Below are 20,420 nucleotides of genomic sequence, written 5' to 3'. Positions count from 1 at the left end.
CCCCGTCCCCGCGGCCCCGGTCCGCGCCCCGGCCCCCGACCCGTGCCCCGGCCCCGGTGGGTCCCGCTACGTGTCGCCTCCGCGCGAGTTCGTCGCGTACGCGGCCAGGACGCCGGCCAGGCACGCCCAGACCAGGCCCTGGCCGCCGCCGAGCAGCCAGCCCAGGGAGCCGAGCGCGAGCGTGACGACCGCACCGGCCGCCAGGGCCCGCCGGTCCTTGAGGAACGCCCACCGGGCCCGGCCCCGGCCGGGTTCCCTCAGCTCTTCGACCGCCGCCCGGATCACCAGCGCGGCGAGGACGACGGTGGCGAGGAGCAGCGTCGGTTCCACCCGGTCCTCCTGTCGGCGTCCGGCCGGGCCCCCGCCGGCCGGAACGAGCTCTACCAGCAGTACAAGCCGTGGAAGCAGTCTGCGTCAAAGGAGCGTAAAGATTGCCGACGGCAGGCAATGTGCTCCGGTGCGGCTCCCGGGCATTCTGTCGGTGTCCGGGGTGATGCCCCTTTCGCCGCTGGCCGCGCTGGAGGTCGAGGAGTGGGACCGGATGGTCGACGTGAACGTCCGGGGAGTGCTGCACGGGATCGCCGCCGCCCTGCCCGTAATGCGGGCCCGGGGCGGCGGGCACCTCGTGAACATCGCCTCCGTCGGCGCCTACGAGGTCTCGCCCCCCGTACGTGATGGGAGGTCCGTACGACGGGGATTTCCGCAGGGGCGCGGACGGCGGCTGGCGCCTGGCCCGCCAGCGTCTCGGCGTCCGGGCGACCACGGGGAGGACTCCGCTCCGGAGGCCTTCCGCAGGGACCGGAGTGGTGATCCCGTGGCTCGGGCGACCCCCCGACAATGGTCTTCCCAGCACAGGAGAGCAAGGAACAGCCGATGGAGTCGTACGCGTACCCGCCCGCAGAGGATCCGCAGTTCGGGACGGTCACCGTCGAACTCGACCATGAGGCGGGGACCCTCGTCGTGGACGGTGACGGGGTGCCGCGGGTCGAGGTGCGGCGGACCGGCGCGGCGGAGGTGGACAGCCAGGTGCCGATCGGGACCCGGGACCCCGAACACCTGGCGATGCACGTCGGTGGCGTGGAGGCGGAGTTGCGGCCCGCCAAGGGGTTCCTGACCCGTACCTCCTACCGGGTCGACGTCGGAAGCCTCCGGTTCGTTCCCGTTTCGCTCGACGGCAGCCGGCTGTCGCGCGACGGCGTGGAACTCGGGGTGTTCGTGTCGACCGGGGACGGGCGGGTGACCGCCGAGTGGAAGGGCGGGCAGCCGGAGGCGTACGACGCGGCCGTCGGGTACGCGCTCGCCGCGGCGTTCGGGACCGGCGCCGAGCCGATGTGGAAGCTCACTCTGGACGCCGTGCTGGAAGCCATGCCCTGAAACCGGAAATTGGCCACCTGTTCACCCGCTCCTATCGAGTGCGGCGACGGCCTGGATATCGTGGCACGAGGTATCCGTGAACCGACTCCGCATCGAGGGAAACCATGAGCAGATCTGGGCGAACGGCAAGGCCGCGGCATTATCTGATGTGCCGTCCGCATTACTTCGACGTACGGTATTCGATCAATCCGTGGATGGACCCCACGCAGCCCACGGTGACGGAAACCAGCCTTTCCCAGTGGAAGCGGCTGCACGACGTGTTCGTCGAGCTCGGGCACCGGATCGACCTCATCGAGCCGGTGCCCGACCTGCCGGACATGGTGTTCGCGGCCAACGGCGCGACCGTGCTGGACGGGCGGGTGCTGGTCGCCCGCTTCCGGCACGACTACCGGGCGGGGGAGTCCCCGGCGTACCTTGACTGGTTCGCGGAGCGGGGCTGGGACGAGGTCCGGCAGGCGGAGTACGTCAACGAGGGCGAGGGCGACTTCCTGCTCGTCGGCGACACGCTCCTGGCGGGCAGCGGGTTCCGCAGCGACCCGCGCGCGCAGCGGGAGGCGCAGGAGTTCTTCGGGCGGGAGGTTCTCGGGCTGACGCTGGTCGACCCGCGGTTCTACCATCTCGACACCGCGCTGGCGGTCCTCGACCGCGACGAGGTCATGTACTACCCGGCGGCGTTCTCCCCGGAGAGCCGCGAGGTCCTCGCGGACCGGTTCCCCGACGCGGTCCTGGCCGAGGAGGCCGACGCGGTGGCGTTCGGACTGAACGCCGTCTCCGACGGCCTGCACGTGGTCCTGCCCGAGCAGGCGCGCGGGCTGGCCGCACAGCTCGCGGAGCGCGGGTTCGAGCCGATCGGTGTCGATCTGTCCGAGCTGCTCAAGGCCGGCGGCAGTGCCAAGTGCTGCACGCTGGAACTGCGTCCGGCGCCGGCCGTCCGACCCTCCCGCCGTACCGGAGGACCGGGCCCGCTTTCCGATTCGGCGTCCGCCCGGTAATCGGCGTCGCGCAATTCGTGAAACGGCCGTGGTGCGGTCCCGTCGACAAGGCCGCACCACGGCCTAATCGCGTTCCGCGCACACGGGGACGTGAATTCTTATGCACCGCCCCGGATGTTTGTGAATTCCCGCCGCTCATGGGGCCGCAGCCCTCGGGCTACTCGCCGACCGTGCCGTCGATCGCCTCCCGCAGCAGGTCGGCGTGCCCGTTGTGGCGCGCGTACTCCTCGATCATGTGCGTCAGTACGTAGCGCAGCGATATGACCTCGCCCTTGAACTCCACCCGGGCGTCGAGGGATTCGATGCCTCGCGTGACGGTTCGGGAGCCCTCGCAGGCCGCCCGCCACGCCGCGAAGGCCTCGTCCGCGTCGGCGTCCTCCACCCGCCACTCCCCGGCCCCGCCGTCCACCCGCGGCCACAGGGCGGACACCGGCTCACCGCCCAGCACCAGCCGGAACCAGCCGCGTTCGACCTCGGCGGCGTGCCGGACCAGCCCCAGCAGCGTCAGCCCCGAGGTCGCGAGCGCCTTCCGCTTCAGCTGCTCGTCGCTCAGGCCCTGGCACTTCATCGCCAGGGTGGCGCGCTGGTAGTCGAGGAACGACGTCAGTGACGTCCGGTCGTCGGCCACCTTGGACGGGTGTTCACGCAGATCATCACTCATCGGACGATCATGTCACCCGGCCGTACGGACCGACCGGCCGTACGGCCGAACCGTACGGGTCAGCGGTTCACCGGCAGCCCGGTCGGCTCCTTGATGCGCTTCATGATGATCTGCGAGTTGACCTCGGTGATGCCGGTGAGGGCGGTCAGCTTCTCGATCCACAGCCGCTCGTACGCGCGCAGGTCCGCGACGGCGATCCGCAGCAGGCAGCCCGGGCTCCCGAAGAGCCGGTACGCCTCGATCACGTCCGGGATGTCCTGGAGGGCGGCTTCGAAGGCCTCGACCGCCTCCCGGTCACGGCGCACCTCGACCGAGACCAGTACCTCGAAGCCGCGCTCGACGGCCTCCGGGTCGATCACGGCGCGGTAGCCCTGGATCACGCCGTCCTGCTCCAGCTGGCGCACCCGGCGCATACAGGGCGACGGCGTCAGCCCCACCCGCTGGGCCAGCTCCTGGTTGCTCAGCCGCCCGTCGGCCTGGAGCTCGCGCAAGATATCGCGATCGATGGCGTCCATGGCGCAATTATCACCCACAGTTTCTCCACCACGCGGACGGAAGGCGCAAGCAAATTGCGCGCACATCGCTCTATCATTGCTGCTTTGAGTACATATGTACGAGTGAAGGGCGGCCACGCAGCATGGGACGGATCGTCGTCATCAGCACCGGCGGCACGATAGCCAGCCGCTGGCAGGGCTCCGGCTTCGCCGCGGACGCCGACGGGAACGAGGTCATCGCCACGGCGCCGCTGCCGGAGGACATGACCGTCGAGGTCGTCGACCTGTTCAGCGTGAACAGCCCCCGGCTCACCACGGCCCACCAGCTCACCCTCCTGCGCACCGTGCACGAGGTGCTCGCCGACCCCGGCGTCGACGGCATCGTCGTGACCCACGGCACCGACACCCTGGAGGAGTCGGCCTTCCTCGTCGACCTCCACCACCACGACCCCCGCCCCGTGGTCTTCACCGGCTCGCAGCGGCCCATGGGCACCGCCGACGGCGACGGACCGGGCAACCTCTACGACGCACTGCTCACCGCCGCCACCACCCGCGGCCTCGGCGTCCTGATCGCCTTCGCCGGACGCGTGCACGCCGCCCGCGGCACCGTGAAGACGCAGGCCGTGGACCTGGACGCGTTCGCGGACCCCTCCAGGGAGCTGCTCGGCAAGGTCGGCTTCGGCAAGGTCACCCTCCTGCGCACCCCCCGGCGCCCCGCTGCGCTCCCGCTGCCCGCGATGCCCGAACTCCCGCCGCGCGTCGACGTGGTGATGCACCACGCCGACGCCGACCCGGTGCTCCTGAACGCCGCCGTCGAGGCCGGCGCCCGCGGCATCGTCCTCATCGGGACCGGCGCGGGCAACGCCACCCCCGAGATCGTGGAAGCGGTCCGCGCGGCCGTCGCCCGCGGGGTGCTGGTCGCCCTGACCACCCGCGTCATGGCCGGACCGGTCACCGAGATCTACACCCACGGCGGCGCGGTGGACCTCGTCGCGGCCGGCGCCGTCCCCACGGGCACCCTCCGCGCGGGCCAGGCCCGCATCGCGGTCCTCTCCGCCCTCCTCGCCACGGACGACGCGGCGGAACGGGCCCGCATCCTCCGTGAGTCCCTGACCCCGACCGGCCCGGTACTCGTCGAGGCGTGAGGGCGTGAGGGCGTGAGGGCATGACGGCATGACGGCATGACGGCATGAGCGTGCCCCTGGCCCCGGAATCGGATCCGGGACCAGGGGCACGGCCCTTGCTTCCCACGGCCGGCGCGCTGCCGGCGGTCGGGGTCAGCCGCCGAACGCCGACAGGATGCGGTCCGCCGCCGAGGTCGGGGTGAGCGAGCCGGCCCGTACCGCGGCCTCCAGGTCCGGCGCGAGTTCCCGTACGGCCGGGTCCGCGCGCAGCCGCTCCAGCAGTTCGTCGCGGACCATCGACCAGGTCCACTCCACCTGCTGCGCCGCCCGCTTCGCCGTCAGCCGGCCGCCCGCCTCCAGCAGGGTCCGGTGCTGCTCCAGGCGGCTCCACACCTCGTCCAGGCCCGTCGACTCCCGGGCACTGCACGTCAGGACCGGCGGCGTCCAGGCCGCGTCCACCGGGTGCATCAGCCGCAGCGCGCCCGACAGTTCCCGGGCGGCGGCCTTCGCGTCGCGCTCGTGCGGGCCGTCCGCCTTGTTCACCGCCAGCACGTCCGCCAGCTCCAGGACGCCCTTCTTGATGCCCTGCAGCTGGTCGCCCGTGCGGGCCAGGGACAGCAGCAGGAAGGAGTCGACCATGCCGGCGACCGTGGTCTCCGACTGGCCCACGCCGACCGTCTCGACGAGGACCACGTCGTAGCCCGCCGCCTCCATCACGATCATCGACTCGCGTGTGGCCTTCGCGACCCCGCCCAGTGTGCCCGCCGACGGCGACGGCCGCACGAACGCCGCCGGGTCCACCGACAGGCGCTCCATCCGGGTCTTGTCACCCAGGATGGAGCCGCCCGTACGCGTCGACGACGGGTCCACCGCGAGCACCGCGACCCGGTGGCCGAGCCCCGTCAGCATCGTGCCGAAGGCGTCGATGAAGGTGGACTTACCCACCCCCGGCACCCCGCTGATCCCGATCCGGCGGGCCCGGCCCGCATGCGGTAGCAGCTCCGTCAACAGGCTCTGCGCGAGCGCCCGGTGAGCGGGCAGGGTGGACTCGACGAGGGTGATCGCCCGCGCGATGAACGCGCGCTTCCCGTCGAGCACCCCCTTCGCGTACGCCTCGATGTCGATCCTCGGCACCGGCGCCCGCCTACAGCTCGTGGCCCAGGTCCGCGGCCAGCCGCGTCACCAGGTCGTGGGCAGCGTCCGGGATGACCGTTCCCGGCGGGAACACCGCGGTCGCGCCCATCTCCAGCAGCGTCGGGACGTCGGCGGGCGGGATCACCCCACCCACGACGATCATGATGTCCTCGCGGCCCTCCTCCGCCAGCTGCTCGCGCAGCGCCGGTACGAGGGTCAGGTGGCCGGCCGCCAGCGACGACACGCCCACCACGTGGACGTCCGCCTCGACGGCCTGGCGGGCCACCTCCGCCGGGGTCTGGAACAGCGGGCCGACGTCCACGTCGAAGCCCAGGTCGGCGAAGGCGGTCGCGATCACCTTCTGGCCGCGGTCGTGCCCGTCCTGGCCCATCTTGGCCACCAGGATGCGCGGACGACGCCCCTCCGCCTCCTCGAACCGGTCCACCAGCGCACGGGTGCGCTCCACGGACGGGGACTCGCCTGCTTCGTTGCGGTACACGCCCGCGATCGTACGGATCTGGCTCGCGTGCCGCCCGTACACCTTCTCCAGTGCGTCCGAGATCTCACCCACGGTCGCCTTGGCCCGCGCCGCGTCCACCGCCAGCGCGAGGAGGTTGCCGTCGCCGCGCTCGGCGGCGTTCGTCAGCGCCCGCAGCGTGTCCTGCGTGACCGCCTCGTCGCGCTCCTCGCGCAGCCGCCGCAACTTGGCGATCTGCTGGGCGCGCACCGAGGAGTTGTCGACCTTGAGGACCTCGATCGCCTCGTCGTTCTCCACGCGGTACTTGTTGACGCCGACCACCGGCTGCCGGCCCGAGTCGATCCGGGCCTGGGTGCGCGCCGCGGCCTCCTCCACGCGCAGCTTCGGGATGCCCGCGTCGATGGCCTGCGCCATGCCGCCGGCCGCCTCCACCTCCTCGATGTGCTGCCAGGCCCGCCGCGCCAGGTCGTACGTCAGCTTCTCGACGTACGCGCTGCCGCCCCACGGGTCGATCGACCGGCAGGTCCCCGACTCCTGCTGCAGCAGCAGCTGGGTGTTGCGGGCGATGCGCGCCGAGAAGTCCGTCGGCAGCGCGAGCGCCTCGTCGAGGGCGTTGGTGTGCAGCGACTGGGTGTGGCCCTGGGTCGCCGCCATTGCCTCGATGCACGTGCGCGTCACGTTGTTGAAGACGTCCTGCGCCGTGAGCGACCAGCCCGAAGTCTGCGAATGCGTGCGCAGTGACAGCGACTTGGCGTTCTTCGGGTCGAACTGCTTCACCAGCTTCGCCCACAGCAGGCGGGCCGCCCGCAGCTTCGCGACCTCCATGAAGAAGTTCATGCCGATCGCCCAGAAGAACGACAGGCGCGGCGCGAACGCGTCCACGTCCAGCCCCACCGCCTGCCCCGCCCGCAGGTACTCCACGCCGTCCGCGAGGGTGTACGCCAGCTCCAGGTCGGCCGTGGCACCGGCCTCCTGGATGTGGTAGCCGGAGATGGAGATCGAGTTGTACCGCGGCATCTTCTGCGAGGTGAACGCGAAGATGTCGGAGATGATCCGCATCGAGGGCTTCGGCGGGTAGATGTAGGTGTTGCGGACCATGAACTCCTTGAGGATGTCGTTCTGGATGGTCCCGGCGAGCTTGTCGGGCGAGACCCCCTGCTCCTCAGCCGCCACGATGTACAGCGCGAGGACGGGCAGCACCGCGCCGTTCATCGTCATCGACACCGACATCTTGTCCAGCGGGATCCCGTCGAACAGCTGCCGCATGTCGTAGATCGAGTCGATCGCCACGCCCGCCATGCCGACGTCACCGGTCACGCGCGGGTGGTCGCTGTCGTAGCCGCGGTGCGTGGGCAGGTCGAAGGCCACCGACAGGCCCTTCTGACCGGACGCCAGGTTGCGGCGGTAGAAGGCGTTCGACTCCTCGGCCGTGGAGAAGCCGGCGTACTGCCGGATCGTCCAGGGCTGGTTGACGTACATCGTCGGGTACGGGCCGCGCAGGTACGGGGCCACGCCCGGGTACGTCCGCAGGAAGTCCAGGCCCTCCACGTCCCGCCCGGTGTAGAGCGGCTTGACGCCGATGCCCTCGGGCGTCTCCCACAGCAGGTCGGCGGCCGCGGTGCCGGTGGACTCCTTCACCGAGGAGCGCCACTGCTCCTCCGAGACCCCGGCGGCGGCGGTGGGACCGAGCGCCAGCTCGGAGAAATCGGGGATGCTCATGCGGGCACTCCCATCCGGTCGAGTACGGAGGACAGCACGGCGACGGCGTCACAGCCGGCGAAGACGTACTCGTCCACGGAAGCCTCTGCGGTGCCCGGCCGCCCGGCGAGGAAGACGGTCGTGGCGCCCGCGGCGCGCAGCGCCCCGGCCACCTCCGCGGCCCGCTCCTCGTACAGGGCGTCGCTGGAGCAGAGCACGGCCATGCCGTCCGCGCCGCTCGCGGCGTAGGCGGCGCCCGCCGTCTCCGCGTCCACCGACACCGGGTCGTGCACGGACTCGACGCCGCCCGCCTGGAACAGGTTGGAGGCGAAGGTGGCGCGCGCGGTGTGCGCGGCCGCCGGGCCCAGCGCGGCGAGGAAGATCCTCGGCCGGGCGCCGGTCGCCGCCAGGTGCGCGTCGCTGCGGGCGCGCAGGGCCTCGTACGCCTCGTCGCGCCGTACGCGCGGCAGTCCGCCCGTGGGAGCTGCGGGCGCCGGCTCGCGGACGACCGGCTTCTCCGACAGCAGCGGGAACTCGCTGACACCGGTGATCGGCTCGCGGCGCCTGGCCAGCTTCTTGGAGCGCTCCGCCCAGGTGGCGGCGAGGCGTTCGGCGACCAGCCCGGAGCGCAGGGCGGCGGCCAGGCCGCCGGCCTTCTCCACCGTCTGGAAGAACTCCCAGGCGGCGTGGGCGAGTTCGTCGGTGAGGTGCTCGACGTAGTACGAACCGCCCGCCGGGTCGATCACCCGGGCCAGGTGCGACTCCTCCAGCAGGATCGTGGAGGTGTTGCGGGCGATGCGGCGCGCGAAGGCGTCCGGCAGGCCCAGTTCGTTGTCGAAGGGGAGCACGGTGACCGAGTCGGCCCCGCCCACGCCCGCAGCCATGCAGGCCACGGTGGTGCGCAGCATGTTCACCCACGGGTCGCGGCGGGTCATCATCACCGGCGAGGTCACGGCGTGCTGGCGCTGGGCGCCCGCTTCCGGGGCCCCCGAGGCCTCGGCGATCCGGGCCCACAGCCGGCGCGCGGCACGGAACTTGGCGATGGTGAGGAACTGGTCCGCGGTCGCGGCGTAGCGGAACTCCAGCTGACCGAGCGCGGCTTCGACGCTCAGCCCACCTGCGGAGAGGGCGCGCAGGTAGGCGACGCCGGTGGCCAGCGAGAGCCCCAGCTCCTCGGCGGCGCTGCCGCCGGCCTCGTGGTACGGCAGGGCGTCCACGGTCAGGGCGCGCACCCCCGGCAGGCCGGCGGCGGCCTCCCGGGCCAGCTCCACGGCCGCGGCCTGGTCCAGCACCTCGCCGGTCCGGGCCTCGTGGCCCAGCGGGTCGGCGCCCAGGGAGGCCCGCACGGCCTCCGGAGCCACCGAGCGCTCGGCGAACAGGTCCAGCAGCGCGCGGGCGGCCCCCGCGTAGTCGGCTCCGGCGTCCAGGGCGATCGGGGCGAGGTCCAGGTAGACCCCGTCCAGGGCCCGGGCGAGACCGTCGACCGGGATGCCGCCGCGGCCCACGGTGAGCCAGAGGGAGGTGACCCCGTTCTCCAGGTCCGCGAGCGCCGCCTCGTTCAGGCGCTGCGGATCGGTGCCCGCGAGGCGCTGGCGCACGTCCCAGCCGTTCGCGGTGGTGCCTTCCGGCCTGCCTCCGCGGACGAAGGGGGCGAAGCCGGGAAAACCGGTGTCGGGCACCGTCCCGTCGGACGGCGCGGTGTACAGCGGGCGGGTGGTGAGCCCGTCCTCGAGTCGGGTGGACAGCGCATCTTCTGCGGCCTCGCCGGATGCTTCCTTGCCCGACTTGCGCAGTACGCCTTCTACAAGGCGCTGCCACTGCTCATGCGTCGCGTCAGGGAACTCGGCGGCCAGGGAGAGCCCGTCGTCAGGCAGGACCGTCATGGCTCGAATGTAGGGGAGCGCGCTCAGGTGGCACCATACCGGCGGGTGTGATCTCCCCCTCTCGGAGCGTGCCGACCGGGTCCTGGAACACCCGGCTGAGCAGCACGGTTGCGGCGGCCTCCGGCAGCACGGCCGGACCGGCGTGCGGGACCACGATCCGTTCGGGGTCGTCGCAGACGTGCGAGAGCTCCAGCGCGGCACCGCGGAGCTCCTCCAGGTATCCCTCGTGCAGGACGCTCGCCAGCTCCGTCACGACCATGACCGCCGGATTGAAGACATCCAACAGAAGGGACGCCGCCCGGCCCACCGCGCGGGCGCGCTCGCGCAGCAGCCGGTCGGCGCGTGGGTCACCGGCGGCCGCCGCGTCCACCAGCAGCGGGACGGCAGGTTCCGGCACGATGCCGCGGCGCACGGCCTCGGCGCCGAGCGCCGTGTCGGAGGCGGTCGCCTGCAGGCATCCGGTGCGTCCGCACGCGCACGGCACGTCCGCCCCGGGCACCGGCAGGTGCCCCACGTCGCCGGCGGCGGAGCCGGGGCCCTGGTGCACGGCGCCCTCGATCCCGAAGGCGGCGTCGACGACGTTCCCGATGAACAGGTGCACCAGGCTCCGGCGGGCCTCGGGACGGCCGAAGAGGATCTCCGCCCGCGCGACCGCCCGGGCATGGTTGTCGATCCACACCGGCAGCCCGAGCGCCGCGGACAGCTCGGCGGCGAGCGGCCTGTGCCGCCACCGCAGCACGGGGTGACGTACGACGACGCCCTCGTCGGGCCGGACCCAGCCGCCCAGGGCCGCGCCGACCCCGAGCAGCGGCCGGCCCGTGTCGAACGCGGCGAGGAAGCGGCCCAGTTCGGCGGCGATCCCCCCGGACAGCCCCGCCGGGTCCCGGCCCCCGTGCGGGAAGGCCTGCCGGGCCAGCAGCCGGCCCCGCAGGTCGACGAGGCTGAAGGTCGAGGCGGGCACGCCGATGTGCAGCCCGGCGGCGACCGGCCCGCCGACGGCCCCGGTGTGCAGGTCCAGCGGGATCCGCGGCCGCCCCACCCCGCCGCCGGGCCCGGGCAGCTCGCGCAGCAGGCCGGCCCGGAGCAGCGCGGTCGCCTGCCGCGACACGGCCGCCGGGCTGAGCCCGCTCCGCCCGGCGATGTCGCTGCGGGCGACGGGGCCGTGGTCGAGCACCGTCCGCAGCACCGCGGCGGCATTGGCGGCCGCCCGGCTGTCACCGGCCATACGCGTCACACGGGTCTCCTCGAGGCGGGGGGCACGTCCCCCGATCATGCCGTCCCGCTGCGGGGCGCTCGGCGGTCCGGGTCGGTCCGGGTCGGTCCGGGTCGGTCCGGGTCGCCGGAGGCGGGGTGCGGGACGGTCCGTGTCCACCCGGCTCGGGCCCGGGCCCCTGGGCGGTCGGGCGGCGTCGGCGTACGTCCGGTACGCGGGACCTGCGCCGGGCGCAGGGGCCGATCCGGGCGAACGCGTGGCGGCCGCATTGCGGCACCGTGAAATCCAGCCACGGTTTTCGGCCGCGGGGGCGGGGTGGCGGGTAGGGCGTCGTGCGGGGGAAAGGGCAGGTCGGAGCAGGTGCACGGGGTGGACACGGGGGGCGGCGGAGCATGCGCGGGGTGGCTGCCGGCGGGGGTTGACCGGGGTCCGGGGCACTGACAGGCTCCGGGACATGACCGCGAACGAACACCTCGCCCCGCGGCTCCGCACCCCCGGCCCCTGCACCGCGCCGGGCCAGTGTCCGGGCCGCTGTCCGGCCCCCTGTCGCCCCTGACATCTCCGCATCCGGGCCCCGCCGCATCGCACCGCCCCGGCGGCCGCCACACGGACGGACCGGCACGGCTTCCGCAGCCCCACGTTCCACACCGTGACCGTCCGGCCCGGCGGTCCGCCGGCCGCAGCGTTCAGCGGGTGCCCGTGGCCGTTCCGGTGGTCCGCAGGCCTGCAGTGCAGGCCTGACGGGGCCTACCGGCCCGAGGGCCCGTGAGCGGGGGAGTCGGAGGACGGTCCGGTATGCAGGCCGGCCTGACCGGGCCGAGGCCCGCGCTCCGGTGCGGTCAGCGGGGTCGCCTGGGCGACATCCGGCCCGGTCGCTCGCAGGCCGGGCTGACTGCGCCGACAGGCCGAACTGCCGATCACGGCAGACCGACGGCCGGCAGACCGGCCGGGTCACGAGCCCGGCGGTCTGAGGGCCGGGCCTGCAGGCCGCCGGTTCGCCGGACCGAGGGCCCTCCGTGACCTCGGTCCGACACCTCCGGGGCCTCGGTCCGGCCTCGGACCGGCGCCTCCGTGACCTCGGTCCGACGCCTCCGGGACCTCGGTCCGGTGCCTCCGGGTCCCGGCCCTTACGCAGCACCCGCACCGCCCTGCCCCAACCCGTGCCCGCCCCGAACGGCACCCCCTGCCGACCCCGCCCCTGCCGACCCCGCCCCTGCCGTCGCAGCCGCACCCGTATCGACCCCGCCCGGCACCGAACCTGCCGTCGCAGCTCATCGCGCAGAGCACCGAGCCCGCGTCGACACCCTGGTGCACCCGCACCGAACACCGCCCGCGGCGCAGCCCGGGCCCGCATCGACCCCGCATCCGCACGGAACCGCACCACACCGCGTCGCGCCGCACGGCATCCGTACGACTCGGCGGCGCGGACCGTTCGTCCGGTCCTTCATCCCTCCATTTCTTCCGCTGCGGAAATAACCCCCGCAGCCTCACCGAGGAGTCACCATGGCCACTGCCACGCACACCGCCACCACCCTCACCGTCACGAAGATCGGCGGGCGCATCGGCGCCGAGATCGGCGGGGTCCGGCTCGGCGGCGATCTGGCCGACGCCGATGTCGCCGGGATCCGCGCCGCCCTGCTCGCCCACAAGGTCGTCTTCTTCCGCGGCCAGGGGCACCTCGACGAGGCCGCCCACGAGGCCTTCGCCGAGCTGCTCGGCGCGCCGGTCGCGCACCCCACCGTCCCCTCCGCGGACGGCCGTTACGCCCTCGGCATCGACTCCCACCACGGCGCCCGCGCCAACCAGTGGCACACCGACGTCACCTTCGTTCCCGCCTACCCCGCCTTTTCCATCCTCCGGGCCGTCACCATCCCCCCGTACGGCGGTGACACCCTCTGGGCCAACACCGCCACTGCCTACTCCCACCTCCCCGCGCCGCTCCGCGCCCTCGCCGACGGCCTGCGCGCGGTGCACTCCAACGAGTACGACTACGCCGCCCTGAGGCCCGACGCCCTCCCCGAGGCGCTGGCCCAGTACCGCGAGGTGTTCACCTCCACCACGTTCCTCACCGAGCACCCCGTGGTCCGCGTCCACCCCGAGACCGGCGAACGCACCCTGCTGCTCGGCAACTTCGTCCAGCGGATCCAGGGCCTCACCGGCCGGGACAGCCGCGCGCTGCTCGACCTCTTCCAGGCCCACATCGAGGCCCCCGAGAACACCGTCCGCTGGCAGTGGCAGCCCGGTGACGTCGCGATCTGGGACAACCGCGCCACCCAGCACTACGGCGTGGACGACTCCGACGACCACGAGCGCACGCTGCGCCGCGTCACCGTCGACGGCGACGTCCCGGTCGGCCCCGACGGGGTCCCGTCCCGCCTGATCAGCCCGGAGACCGTCCCGGACCCCTCCTTCGGGATCCCGTCCGGCGCTTCCACCGGATCCGCTTCCACGGGATCCGCCTCCACCGGTTCCGGTCCCGCCGCCTGACCCGCCGCCGTCAGAGTCCGTACGCCGCCCAAGGAGCCACCGTGCCCAAGCTGCTCGCCCTCACCGGCAGCCCCTCCGCCCACTCCCGCACCGCGGTCGTCGCCGACCACGCCCTGCGCCACCTGAGCCACGCCCACGCCGGCTTCGAGACCACCACCCTGGCCGTACGCGAGCTCCCCGCCGCGGACCTGCTCGCCGCCCGCCGCGGCGAGCCCGAGATCCGCCGCGCTCTCGAGGCCGTCGCCGAGGCCGACGGCCTGATCATCGCGACCCCGGTCTACAAGGCCTCGTACACCGGCCTGCTCAAGGCCTTCCTCGATCTGCTCCCGCAGGACGGCCTCGCCGGCAAAACGGTCCTGCCCCTCGCCACCGGCGGCAGCCTCGCTCACGTCCTGACCATCGACTACGCCCTGCGCCCCGTGCTGGCCGCCCTCGGCGCCCGGCACATCACCGCCGGCCGGTTCGTCCTGGACTCCACCGTCGAGCGCGGCTCCGGCCCCGACCGGCTGCGGCCCGAGGCGGAACTCGACCTCCTCCAGGCCGTCGACGAGTTCGCGGACGCCCTGCGCGCCGCCCCCGCATCGACCGCCCCCGCACCGACCGCCCCCGCACCGCCCGTCCCCGCACCGACGGCCGCCCCCGCGCTGCTCACCGCCACCACCGCCGCCCCGTAGACCCGTCCCCGCCCCTCGCCCACCACCCGTACGACAAGGAACCGTCATGCCCGCAGCACTCACCTCGACCACCACCTCCCGGCGCCAGTTCCTCACCCTGCTCGGCATCTCGGCGGCCGCGGTGAGCTGCGGGACGGCCACCGCCGGCGGCGGATCCGGTTCCGGCGGTCAGGTCACCACCCTCAAGTACCAGGGCAACGTGGGAAGCGTCACGCTCCCCGAACTCGCCGCCGACCTCGGCTACCTCGGCGACGTCAAGCTGGAGTGGATCGGCAACACCATCAGCGGCCCACAGGACATCCAGTCGGCCGCCACCGGCCAGATCCACTTCGGCGGCGCCTTCAACGGCGCCGTCGTCAAACTGGCGAGCAGCAAGGCCCCGATCACCTCGGTCATCTCCTACTACGGCTCCGACCAGCACTCCTACAGCGGCTACTACGTGCTGGAGGACAGCCCCATCCGCACCGCCCGCGACCTGATCGGCAAGAAGGTCGGCATGAACACCCTGGGCGCGCACGCCCAGGCGATGCTGGAGATCTACCTCAAGCGCAACGGGGTGTCGAAGGCGGACGCGGCCAAGGTCGAGTCCCTGGTGGTCCCCCCGGTCAACACCGAACAGGTGCTCAGACAGAAGCAGATCGAGGTCGCCGTGCTCGGCGGGGTGCTGCGCGACAAGGCCCTCGCCGCCGGCGGGATCCGCCCCCTCTTCACCGACTTCGAGCTGCTCGGCCCGTTCAGCGCGGGCAGCTACGTGATGACGAAGCGCTTCGTCAAGGAGAACCCCGACACCGTACGCACCTTCGTCACCGGTGTGGCCAAGGCCATCGAGTGGTCCCGCACCACCCCGCACGAGCAGGTCATCGCCCGGATGACGGACATCGTCACCAAGCGCGGCCGCAACGAGGACACCGCCACCCTCAAGTACTGGCGCTCGTACGGCGTCGCCGAGACCGGCGGCCGGATATCCGACAAGGAGTTCCAGGTCTGGCTGGACTGGCTCGCCGAGCGCGGCGACATCAAGGAGGGCCAGCTGAAGGCGACCGACCTCTACACCAACGAGTTCAACGGATACGGGAAGGGGTGACGACGGACATGGCGAAGATCGTGTTCGAGGGGGTCCGCAAGACCTTCGGGGACTTCACGGCCCTCGACGGCATCGACCTGGAGATCCGCAGCGGTGAGTTCCTCGTGGTCGTCGGCCCCAGCGGCTGCGGCAAGTCCACGCTCCTGGACCTCCTCGGCGGACTGTCCGCACCGACGGCCGGCCGGATCCTGCTCGACGGCAAGCCGGTCACCGGGCCGGGCCTGGACCGGGGCATCGTCTTCCAGCAGTACGCGCTGCTGCCCTGGCGGACGGCCCTCGGAAACGTCGAGTTCGGCCTGGAGGCGACGGGCGTCCCGCGCCGCGAACGCAAGCAACGGGCCCGGGAGTTCCTGGACCTCGTCGGCCTGACCGGCTTCGAGGACCGCCACCCGCACCAGCTCTCCGGCGGCATGCGCCAGCGCGTGGCGATCGCCCGCTCGCTGGCCTACGACCCGGACGTGCTGCTGATGGACGAGCCGTTCGCCGCGCTCGACGCGCAGACCCGCGAGTCCCTCCAGGACGAGCTGCGCCGCATCTGGCAGCGCACCGGGAAGACCGTCGTCTTCATCACGCACGGCATCGAGGAGGCGGTGTACCTCGGCCAGAGGGTGGCCGTCATGACCTCCCGCCCCGGGCGGATCAAGGAGATCGTCCCCGTCGCCTTCGGGGAACGCCCCGGCACCGCCGTCACCGGTAGCACCCTCGGAACGGGCCCGCAGGGCGAGGAACTGCGCTCCAGCCCGGAGTTCGCCCGCCGCCGCCACGAGATCTGGACCCTGCTCCACGACGAGGTGGCCCGTGCCCAGCAACTGGAGAAGGAGGAGGCCTCCGTATGACCACCGGAACCGACACCGCTGCCCCCGCCGTACTGCCCGCCGCCGCCCCGGTTCCCGCCGAGGAGGTACGGGAGTCCGTGCCCCCGCCCCGGCCGGCGGCACCCCGGGCCGGGTCCGCCGGACGCCCGGCCCGGCAGCCGCTGCGGGCGCTGGGACGCCGGCTGCGGGCCCTGTCCCTGCGTTCGGCGGCGGTCCTGGCGCTCCTCGCCGTCTGGGAGACCGCACCCCGCCTCGGGCTGGCCGACCCCACCTTCCTGCCGCCGGTCAGCGAGGTGGCCGCCGCATGGTGGGAGCTCCTGCGCAACGGCCAGCTCGGCCAGCACACCTGGGCCAGCCTGGTCCGCTCCTTCGGCGGCTTCGGCATCGCCGTCGTCGTGGCCGTCCCGCTGGGTCTGCTGATCGGCTGGTACCGGCCGGTCGCCGCCCTGCTCGGCCCGCTGCTGGAGGTGTTCCGCAACACCGCCGCGCTGGCCCTGCTTCCGGTCTTCGTGCTCCTGCTCGGCATCGGCGAGACCTCGAAGGTGTCCATCGTCGTCTACGCCTGCGTCTGGCCGATCCTGCTGAACACCATCAGCGCCGTCGGGAACGCCGATCCCACGCTCGTCCGGCTCGCCCGCTCCATGGACCTGTCCACCCCGAGGCTCTTCCAGAAGGTGATCCTCCCGGCCTCCGTACCGGCCGTCTTCACCGGGATCCGACTCGCCGGCGCCGTCTCCATCCTGGTCCTCGTGGCCGCCGAGATGATCGGCGCGAAGGCGGGTCTGGGCTACCTGATCAACGCCTCGCAGTTCAACTTCGCGATCCCGCAGATGTACGCGGGCATCGTCACGATCTCCGCCATCGGCGTGGCCTTCAACCAGCTCCTGGTCACGATCGAACGCCGCCTCAGCACCTGGCGCGTCCCCTCCTGAGGCCCGTCCGGCCGGCCCGGGCGGACACGCCCCGCACGGGCCGGCCGGCACCACATCCCACCCCACGCCACGCCACGACCCAGAACCACGAGGACCCGCCATGACCGCTCCCCGGACCCTGCACCTCAACGCCTTCCTCATGAACGCCGGGCACCACGACGCCGCCTGGCGTCACCCCGCCAGCCGGCCCGAACGCGTCACCGACCTGAAGTACTTCCAGGAACTGGCCCGCACCGCCGAACGCGGCCGGCTCGACTCGATCTTCTTCGCGGACGGGCTCGCCCTCTGGGGCAAGGCCCGCTACAACGCCCTCGGCGGATTCGAGCCCCTCACCCTCCTCTCCGCCATCGCCGCCGTCACCGAGCACATCGGGCTCATCGCCACCGTCTCCACCACCTTCAACGAACCCTTCAACCTCGCCCGCAAGTTCGCCTCCCTCGATCACATCAGCGGCGGCCGGGCCGGCTGGAACATCGTCACCTCCGGCACCCTCGACGAGGCGCGCAACTTCAACCGGGACGAGCACCTGGAGCACGGGCTGCGCTACGACCGGGCCCGTGAGTTCCTCGACGTCGCCACCAAGCTCTGGGACAGCTGGGAGGACGACGCAATCGTCCTCGACAAGGAGGCCGGCATCTACGCCGACACCGACAAGCTGCACCCGGCCGCGCACCGCGGCGAGTACTTCGGCGTCGCCGGACCGCTCAACGTGCCCCGCTCCCCGCAGGGATACCCGCTGCTCGTGCAGGCGGGCTCCTCCGAGTCCGGGAAGGAGTTCGCCGCGCAGTACGCCGAGGCCGTCTTCACCGCGCAGCAGACCCTCGCCGACGGCCAGACCTTCTACAAGGACCTCAAGTCCCGCCTCGCCCGGTACGGCCGCGCCGAGGACGACCTGCTCGTGCTGCCCGGCATCGCCCCCGTCATCGGCTCAACCGAGGCCGAGGCGAAGGCCCTGGAGCAGGAGCTCACCGACCTCCAGGTGCCGGAGTACGGTCTGGCTCAGCTCTCCGGGATGCTGGGCGTGGACCTGACCGGCCTGCCCCTCGACGGCCCGCTGCCCGACCTGCCCGAGGAGCGGGACATCAACGGCAACAAGAGCCGTTTCACGCTCGTCGCCGAACTCGCCCGCCGCGACGGCCTCAACCTGCGCGAGCTGATCGCCCGCCTCGGCGCCGGCCGCGGCCACCGGGTCTTCGCCGGCACGCCCGAGCAGATCGCCGACCAGCTGGAGCAGTGGTTCACCCAGGGCGCCGCCGACGGTTTCAACATCATGGCGCCCGTGCTGCCCACGGGTCTGACCGACTTCGTCGACCAGGTCGTGCCGATCCTCCAGCGCCGCGGACTCTTCCGCACCGAGTACACCGGCCGCACCCTGCGCGAGAACTACGGCCTGCCCCGCCCGGTCAACCGCCACACCGCCGCCGCCCGGCCGGTCTCCGCCTGACCCGGGGGAGGGCGGGTGCCCGTCGCGGCCGAGGAGCTCCGACCGGCACCCGCCCCGCACCGACCGGCACCCGCCCCGCACCGCCCGGGAGCGGACCGTACCGCCCGGGAGCGGACCGTACCGCCGTACCCGCGTTCGCCGGACCGCCGGGGCCGATCGCGTCAGACCGTCAGGACGATCTTGCCGCGGGTGCGGCCCGCCGCACTCAGTTCCCAGGCCTTGGCCGCCTCCGCCAGCGGCAGCGCGTGTTCCACGTTCACCGTGAGCTTCCCCGCGTCCGCCAGCTCCGCGAGGAAGGTCAGGCCGGCGGTGTCCGGACGCACCCACAGCTGGTGGGCGCCCTTCGCCGCGGCCTCCTGGTCGGCGATCGACACCACCCGGCCGGGCTGACCGACGAGTGACCGGAGCGTCTCGACGACGCCGTCCCCGTAGAAGTCCAGAGCCGCGTCCACGCCCCCGGGCGCGAGCTCGCGGACCCGGTCCGCCAGCCCCTCCCCGTACAGCACGGGCTCCGCGCCGAGCGAGCGCAGGTAGTCGTGGTTGTGCGCCCCGGCGGTGCCGATGACCCGCAGGCCGAGGGCGACCGCGATCTGCACGCCGAAGGAGCCCGTACCACCGGCCGCGGAGTGGATGAGGACGGTCTCGCCGGCCCGGACACCGACGCGGGTCAGCGACTGGTACGCGGTGAGCCCGGCCAGCGGGACGCCCGCGGCCTGTTCGAAGGTCAGCCCGCGCGGCTTGCGGGCGAGCGTCCGGACGGGGGCGGCGACCAGTTCGGCGTAGGTGCCGAGCTCCACCCACTCCTTGCGGACGTAGCCGTACACCTCGTCGCCCACGGCGTGGTCGAAGGTGTCCGGGCCGACCGCCTCGACGACACCGGCCACGTCCCAGCCGGGTATGACCGGGTGGCGGACTTCGAGGATCGGATCGAGATAACCGGCGGCGAGCTTCCAGTCCACCGGGTTGACCCCGGCGGCCTTGACGCGGACGAGCACCTCACCCGGCCCCACCTTGGGCTGTGGGGCGTCAACGAGCGTGAGGGAAGCCGGAGTTCCGTATGCGCTGTATGTGATGGCCTTCATGATCGCCCCAACGCGGCCTCCACTGCGGCTATTCCGGGACGGTCAGGCCGGCAGCGTGTTGCGGTGGGAGCGCCTGCGCGCCGCGCTGAAGAGCGCCTGGATCTGCGCGCCCGACTGCTCGACGTCGTCGAGGGGCGACGGGAAGGCCAGCCGTACGTCGCGGTGGCCGCGCCGCTCCTCCAGCCGCAGGGTGATCCCGTAGCGGTCCATGGCGAGCGGCAGGGCGCGCACGACCGCCGCCGTGGGCTGCGGCTGGACCAGGCGCAACAGCAGTGTGACGAGGTCGTGGTGCTCGTCGAGGAGGTGCGTGAGCATGCCCGCCTCGTACGCGGCGAGCGGGTCGGGGCCGGCCTCGTCCAGTTCCTCCAGTCCGACGTACGCGATGCCCTCGGCGGTCTCGAGCTCGGCGCGCTCGAACTCCATGCAGGTGGACTCGGCCCCGGACCCGGCGGACAGGTCGGAGTAGGGGGTCAGCAGCCGGCCCAGCACGGTGACGCGGGCGCGCACCCGGTCCCGTACGGGGGTGGGCGCCACGTCGGTGAACTCCAGCCGGATCGCGGGCCGGTGCTCCGCGTGGCCGCCGGGCTCGGCGGGGTGCAGGTGCAGCCGGCCCATGGGGTCGCCGCCGTCGAGGTGGCGGACTTCGGAGCGCAGGCCGTCAGTGATCACCGTCATGGAGTGGGCGGCGGCCAGGACCGACCGGATCCGCTCGGCGGCGGTGGGCAGGGCGGCCGAGAGTGCGGGGTCACCGAACAGGCGCATGCGGATCTCTCCATCATCCGTGTGGGTTAGGTTTGCCTAACCTAACTCATCTTGGGTCCCGGGAGTACCCGGCACCGCTCGTGTCGTTG

At 72.9% G+C, this 20,420-nt stretch carries 18 protein-coding genes and 1 pseudogene; 10 read left to right on the top strand and 9 right to left on the bottom strand.

The window, feature by feature from the left end; genetic code table 11:
* Nucleotides 1–66 precede the first annotated feature (66 nt).
* Nucleotides 67–330 carry a hypothetical protein gene (locus IH80_RS0132800; RefSeq protein WP_030965323.1) on the bottom strand — a complete coding sequence of 88 codons (264 nt, stop codon included), beginning with the start codon at nt 328–330 and terminating at the stop codon, nt 67–69.
* Nucleotides 331–484: 154 nt separating this feature from the next.
* Here IH80_RS0132800 and IH80_RS44245 point away from each other — a divergent pair.
* From IH80_RS44245 to ddaH, 3 genes and pseudogenes are all read left to right on the top strand, one after another.
* Nucleotides 485–664 (top strand): annotated as a pseudogene (locus tag IH80_RS44245) (SDR family oxidoreductase); the annotation flags it as partial.
* A gap of 209 nt (nt 665–873) precedes the next feature.
* Complete coding sequence (locus IH80_RS0132795; RefSeq protein WP_030965322.1) at nt 874–1,374, top strand: hypothetical protein; 501 nt, start codon at nt 874–876, stop codon at nt 1,372–1,374.
* Between the two features lie 104 nt (nt 1,375–1,478).
* Nucleotides 1,479–2,366, top strand: a complete 888-nt coding sequence (gene ddaH, locus IH80_RS0132790) for a dimethylargininase (RefSeq protein ID WP_199819340.1) — start codon at nt 1,479–1,481, stop codon at nt 2,364–2,366.
* A gap of 157 nt (nt 2,367–2,523) precedes the next feature.
* Here ddaH and IH80_RS0132785 read toward each other — a convergent pair whose 3' ends face one another.
* Both IH80_RS0132785 and IH80_RS0132780 read right to left on the bottom strand, forming a co-directional pair.
* Nucleotides 2,524–3,027 (bottom strand): DinB family protein, encoded by a 504-nt coding sequence (locus tag IH80_RS0132785; protein WP_030965319.1) that lies wholly within the window; start codon nt 3,025–3,027, stop codon nt 2,524–2,526.
* Nucleotides 3,028–3,086: 59 nt separating this feature from the next.
* Nucleotides 3,087–3,542 (bottom strand): Lrp/AsnC family transcriptional regulator, encoded by a 456-nt coding sequence (locus IH80_RS0132780; RefSeq protein ID WP_030965318.1) that lies wholly within the window; start codon nt 3,540–3,542, stop codon nt 3,087–3,089.
* Between the two features lie 122 nt (nt 3,543–3,664).
* Here IH80_RS0132780 and IH80_RS0132775 point away from each other — a divergent pair, with 122 nt between their 5' ends.
* Nucleotides 3,665–4,666 (top strand): asparaginase, encoded by a 1,002-nt coding sequence (locus IH80_RS0132775; protein ID WP_030965317.1) that lies wholly within the window; start codon nt 3,665–3,667, stop codon nt 4,664–4,666.
* Between the two features lie 132 nt (nt 4,667–4,798).
* Here the strand turns inward: IH80_RS0132775 and meaB are convergent, their stop codons facing one another.
* From meaB to IH80_RS0132755, 4 genes are read right to left on the bottom strand one after another with little or no spacing between them, the layout of a single operon-like run.
* Nucleotides 4,799–5,779 carry a methylmalonyl Co-A mutase-associated GTPase MeaB gene (gene meaB / locus IH80_RS0132770; RefSeq protein ID WP_030965316.1) on the bottom strand — a complete coding sequence of 327 codons (981 nt, stop codon included), beginning with the start codon at nt 5,777–5,779 and terminating at the stop codon, nt 4,799–4,801.
* Between the two features lie 10 nt (nt 5,780–5,789).
* On the bottom strand, nt 5,790–7,976 hold the full coding sequence (gene scpA, locus IH80_RS0132765; protein ID WP_030965314.1) for a methylmalonyl-CoA mutase: 2,187 nt from the start codon (nt 7,974–7,976) through the stop codon (nt 5,790–5,792).
* Entirely contained in the window at nt 7,973–9,838 is a 1,866-nt protein-coding gene (gene mutA / locus IH80_RS0132760) for a methylmalonyl-CoA mutase small subunit (protein ID WP_030965313.1), read from the bottom strand. Before mutA ends, scpA begins: the two co-directional genes overlap by 4 nt.
* Nucleotides 9,822–11,063, bottom strand: coding sequence for an ROK family transcriptional regulator (locus IH80_RS0132755; RefSeq protein ID WP_107056951.1), 1,242 nt, complete (start codon nt 11,061–11,063; stop codon nt 9,822–9,824). Before IH80_RS0132755 ends, mutA begins: the two co-directional genes overlap by 17 nt.
* 1,491 nt (nt 11,064–12,554) lie before the next feature.
* Here IH80_RS0132755 and IH80_RS0132750 point away from each other — a divergent pair.
* The 6 genes from IH80_RS0132750 to IH80_RS0132725 all read left to right on the top strand — a co-directional run bounded on the left by IH80_RS0132750 (nt 12,555) and on the right by IH80_RS0132725 (nt 18,487).
* On the top strand, nt 12,555–13,538 hold the full coding sequence (locus IH80_RS0132750) for a TauD/TfdA dioxygenase family protein (RefSeq protein WP_051810200.1): 984 nt from the start codon (nt 12,555–12,557) through the stop codon (nt 13,536–13,538).
* Nucleotides 13,539–13,579: 41 nt separating this feature from the next.
* Nucleotides 13,580–14,212 carry an NADPH-dependent FMN reductase gene (ssuE, locus tag IH80_RS40000; RefSeq protein ID WP_051810199.1) on the top strand — a complete coding sequence of 211 codons (633 nt, stop codon included), beginning with the start codon at nt 13,580–13,582 and terminating at the stop codon, nt 14,210–14,212.
* Between the two features lie 46 nt (nt 14,213–14,258).
* Entirely contained in the window at nt 14,259–15,296 is a 1,038-nt protein-coding gene (locus IH80_RS0132740) for an ABC transporter substrate-binding protein (RefSeq protein ID WP_030965309.1), read from the top strand.
* A gap of 8 nt (nt 15,297–15,304) precedes the next feature.
* Entirely contained in the window at nt 15,305–16,132 is an 828-nt protein-coding gene (locus IH80_RS0132735; RefSeq protein ID WP_030965307.1) for an ABC transporter ATP-binding protein, read from the top strand.
* The gene (locus IH80_RS0132730) at nt 16,129–17,043 is read left to right on the top strand and encodes an ABC transporter permease (protein WP_234432454.1); all 915 of its coding nucleotides are present in this window, start codon (nt 16,129–16,131) and stop codon (nt 17,041–17,043) included. Before IH80_RS0132735 ends, IH80_RS0132730 begins: the two co-directional genes overlap by 4 nt.
* 100 nt (nt 17,044–17,143) lie before the next feature.
* The gene (locus tag IH80_RS0132725; protein ID WP_030965304.1) at nt 17,144–18,487 is read left to right on the top strand and encodes an LLM class flavin-dependent oxidoreductase; all 1,344 of its coding nucleotides are present in this window, start codon (nt 17,144–17,146) and stop codon (nt 18,485–18,487) included.
* A 161-nt stretch (nt 18,488–18,648) separates the two neighbouring features.
* On the opposite strand, the gene IH80_RS0132720 is transcribed toward IH80_RS0132725, so the two are convergent.
* Both IH80_RS0132720 and IH80_RS0132715 read right to left on the bottom strand, forming a co-directional pair.
* Entirely contained in the window at nt 18,649–19,569 is a 921-nt protein-coding gene (locus IH80_RS0132720) for an NADP-dependent oxidoreductase (RefSeq protein WP_030965302.1), read from the bottom strand.
* Nucleotides 19,570–19,611: 42 nt separating this feature from the next.
* Entirely contained in the window at nt 19,612–20,331 is a 720-nt protein-coding gene (locus IH80_RS0132715; protein ID WP_030965301.1) for a DUF2470 domain-containing protein, read from the bottom strand.
* Nucleotides 20,332–20,420: the final 89 nt, after the last annotated feature.

Origin of the sequence: Streptomyces sp. NRRL S-378 (genome assembly GCF_000720645.1) — a bacterium.
Lineage (GTDB): Bacteria > Actinomycetota > Actinomycetes > Streptomycetales > Streptomycetaceae > Streptomyces.
Note: the sequence above shows the minus strand (reverse complement) of the source record. Positions and strands in the feature narration are given on the sequence as shown.

Coding starts and splice junctions, on each gene's coding strand:
- IH80_RS0132780 (WP_030965318.1), bottom strand. CDS start 3,542: ATGGACGCCATCGATCGCGATATCTTGCGCGAGCTCCAGGCCGACGGG.
- IH80_RS0132725 (WP_030965304.1), top strand. CDS start 17,144: ATGACCGCTCCCCGGACCCTGCACCTCAACGCCTTCCTCATGAACGCC.
- IH80_RS0132775 (WP_030965317.1), top strand. CDS start 3,665: ATGGGACGGATCGTCGTCATCAGCACCGGCGGCACGATAGCCAGCCGC.
- IH80_RS0132730 (WP_234432454.1), top strand. CDS start 16,129: ATGACCACCGGAACCGACACCGCTGCCCCCGCCGTACTGCCCGCCGCC.
- IH80_RS0132740 (WP_030965309.1), top strand. CDS start 14,259: ATGCCCGCAGCACTCACCTCGACCACCACCTCCCGGCGCCAGTTCCTC.
- mutA (WP_030965313.1), bottom strand. CDS start 9,838: ATGACGGTCCTGCCTGACGACGGGCTCTCCCTGGCCGCCGAGTTCCCT.
- IH80_RS0132785 (WP_030965319.1), bottom strand. CDS start 3,027: ATGAGTGATGATCTGCGTGAACACCCGTCCAAGGTGGCCGACGACCGG.
- IH80_RS0132795 (WP_030965322.1), top strand. CDS start 874: ATGGAGTCGTACGCGTACCCGCCCGCAGAGGATCCGCAGTTCGGGACG.
- ddaH (WP_199819340.1), top strand. CDS start 1,479: ATGAGCAGATCTGGGCGAACGGCAAGGCCGCGGCATTATCTGATGTGC.
- IH80_RS0132735 (WP_030965307.1), top strand. CDS start 15,305: ATGGCGAAGATCGTGTTCGAGGGGGTCCGCAAGACCTTCGGGGACTTC.
- IH80_RS0132715 (WP_030965301.1), bottom strand. CDS start 20,331: ATGCGCCTGTTCGGTGACCCCGCACTCTCGGCCGCCCTGCCCACCGCC.
- IH80_RS0132755 (WP_107056951.1), bottom strand. CDS start 11,063: ATGGCCGGTGACAGCCGGGCGGCCGCCAATGCCGCCGCGGTGCTGCGG.
- IH80_RS0132720 (WP_030965302.1), bottom strand. CDS start 19,569: ATGAAGGCCATCACATACAGCGCATACGGAACTCCGGCTTCCCTCACG.
- IH80_RS0132750 (WP_051810200.1), top strand. CDS start 12,555: ATGGCCACTGCCACGCACACCGCCACCACCCTCACCGTCACGAAGATC.
- scpA (WP_030965314.1), bottom strand. CDS start 7,976: ATGAGCATCCCCGATTTCTCCGAGCTGGCGCTCGGTCCCACCGCCGCC.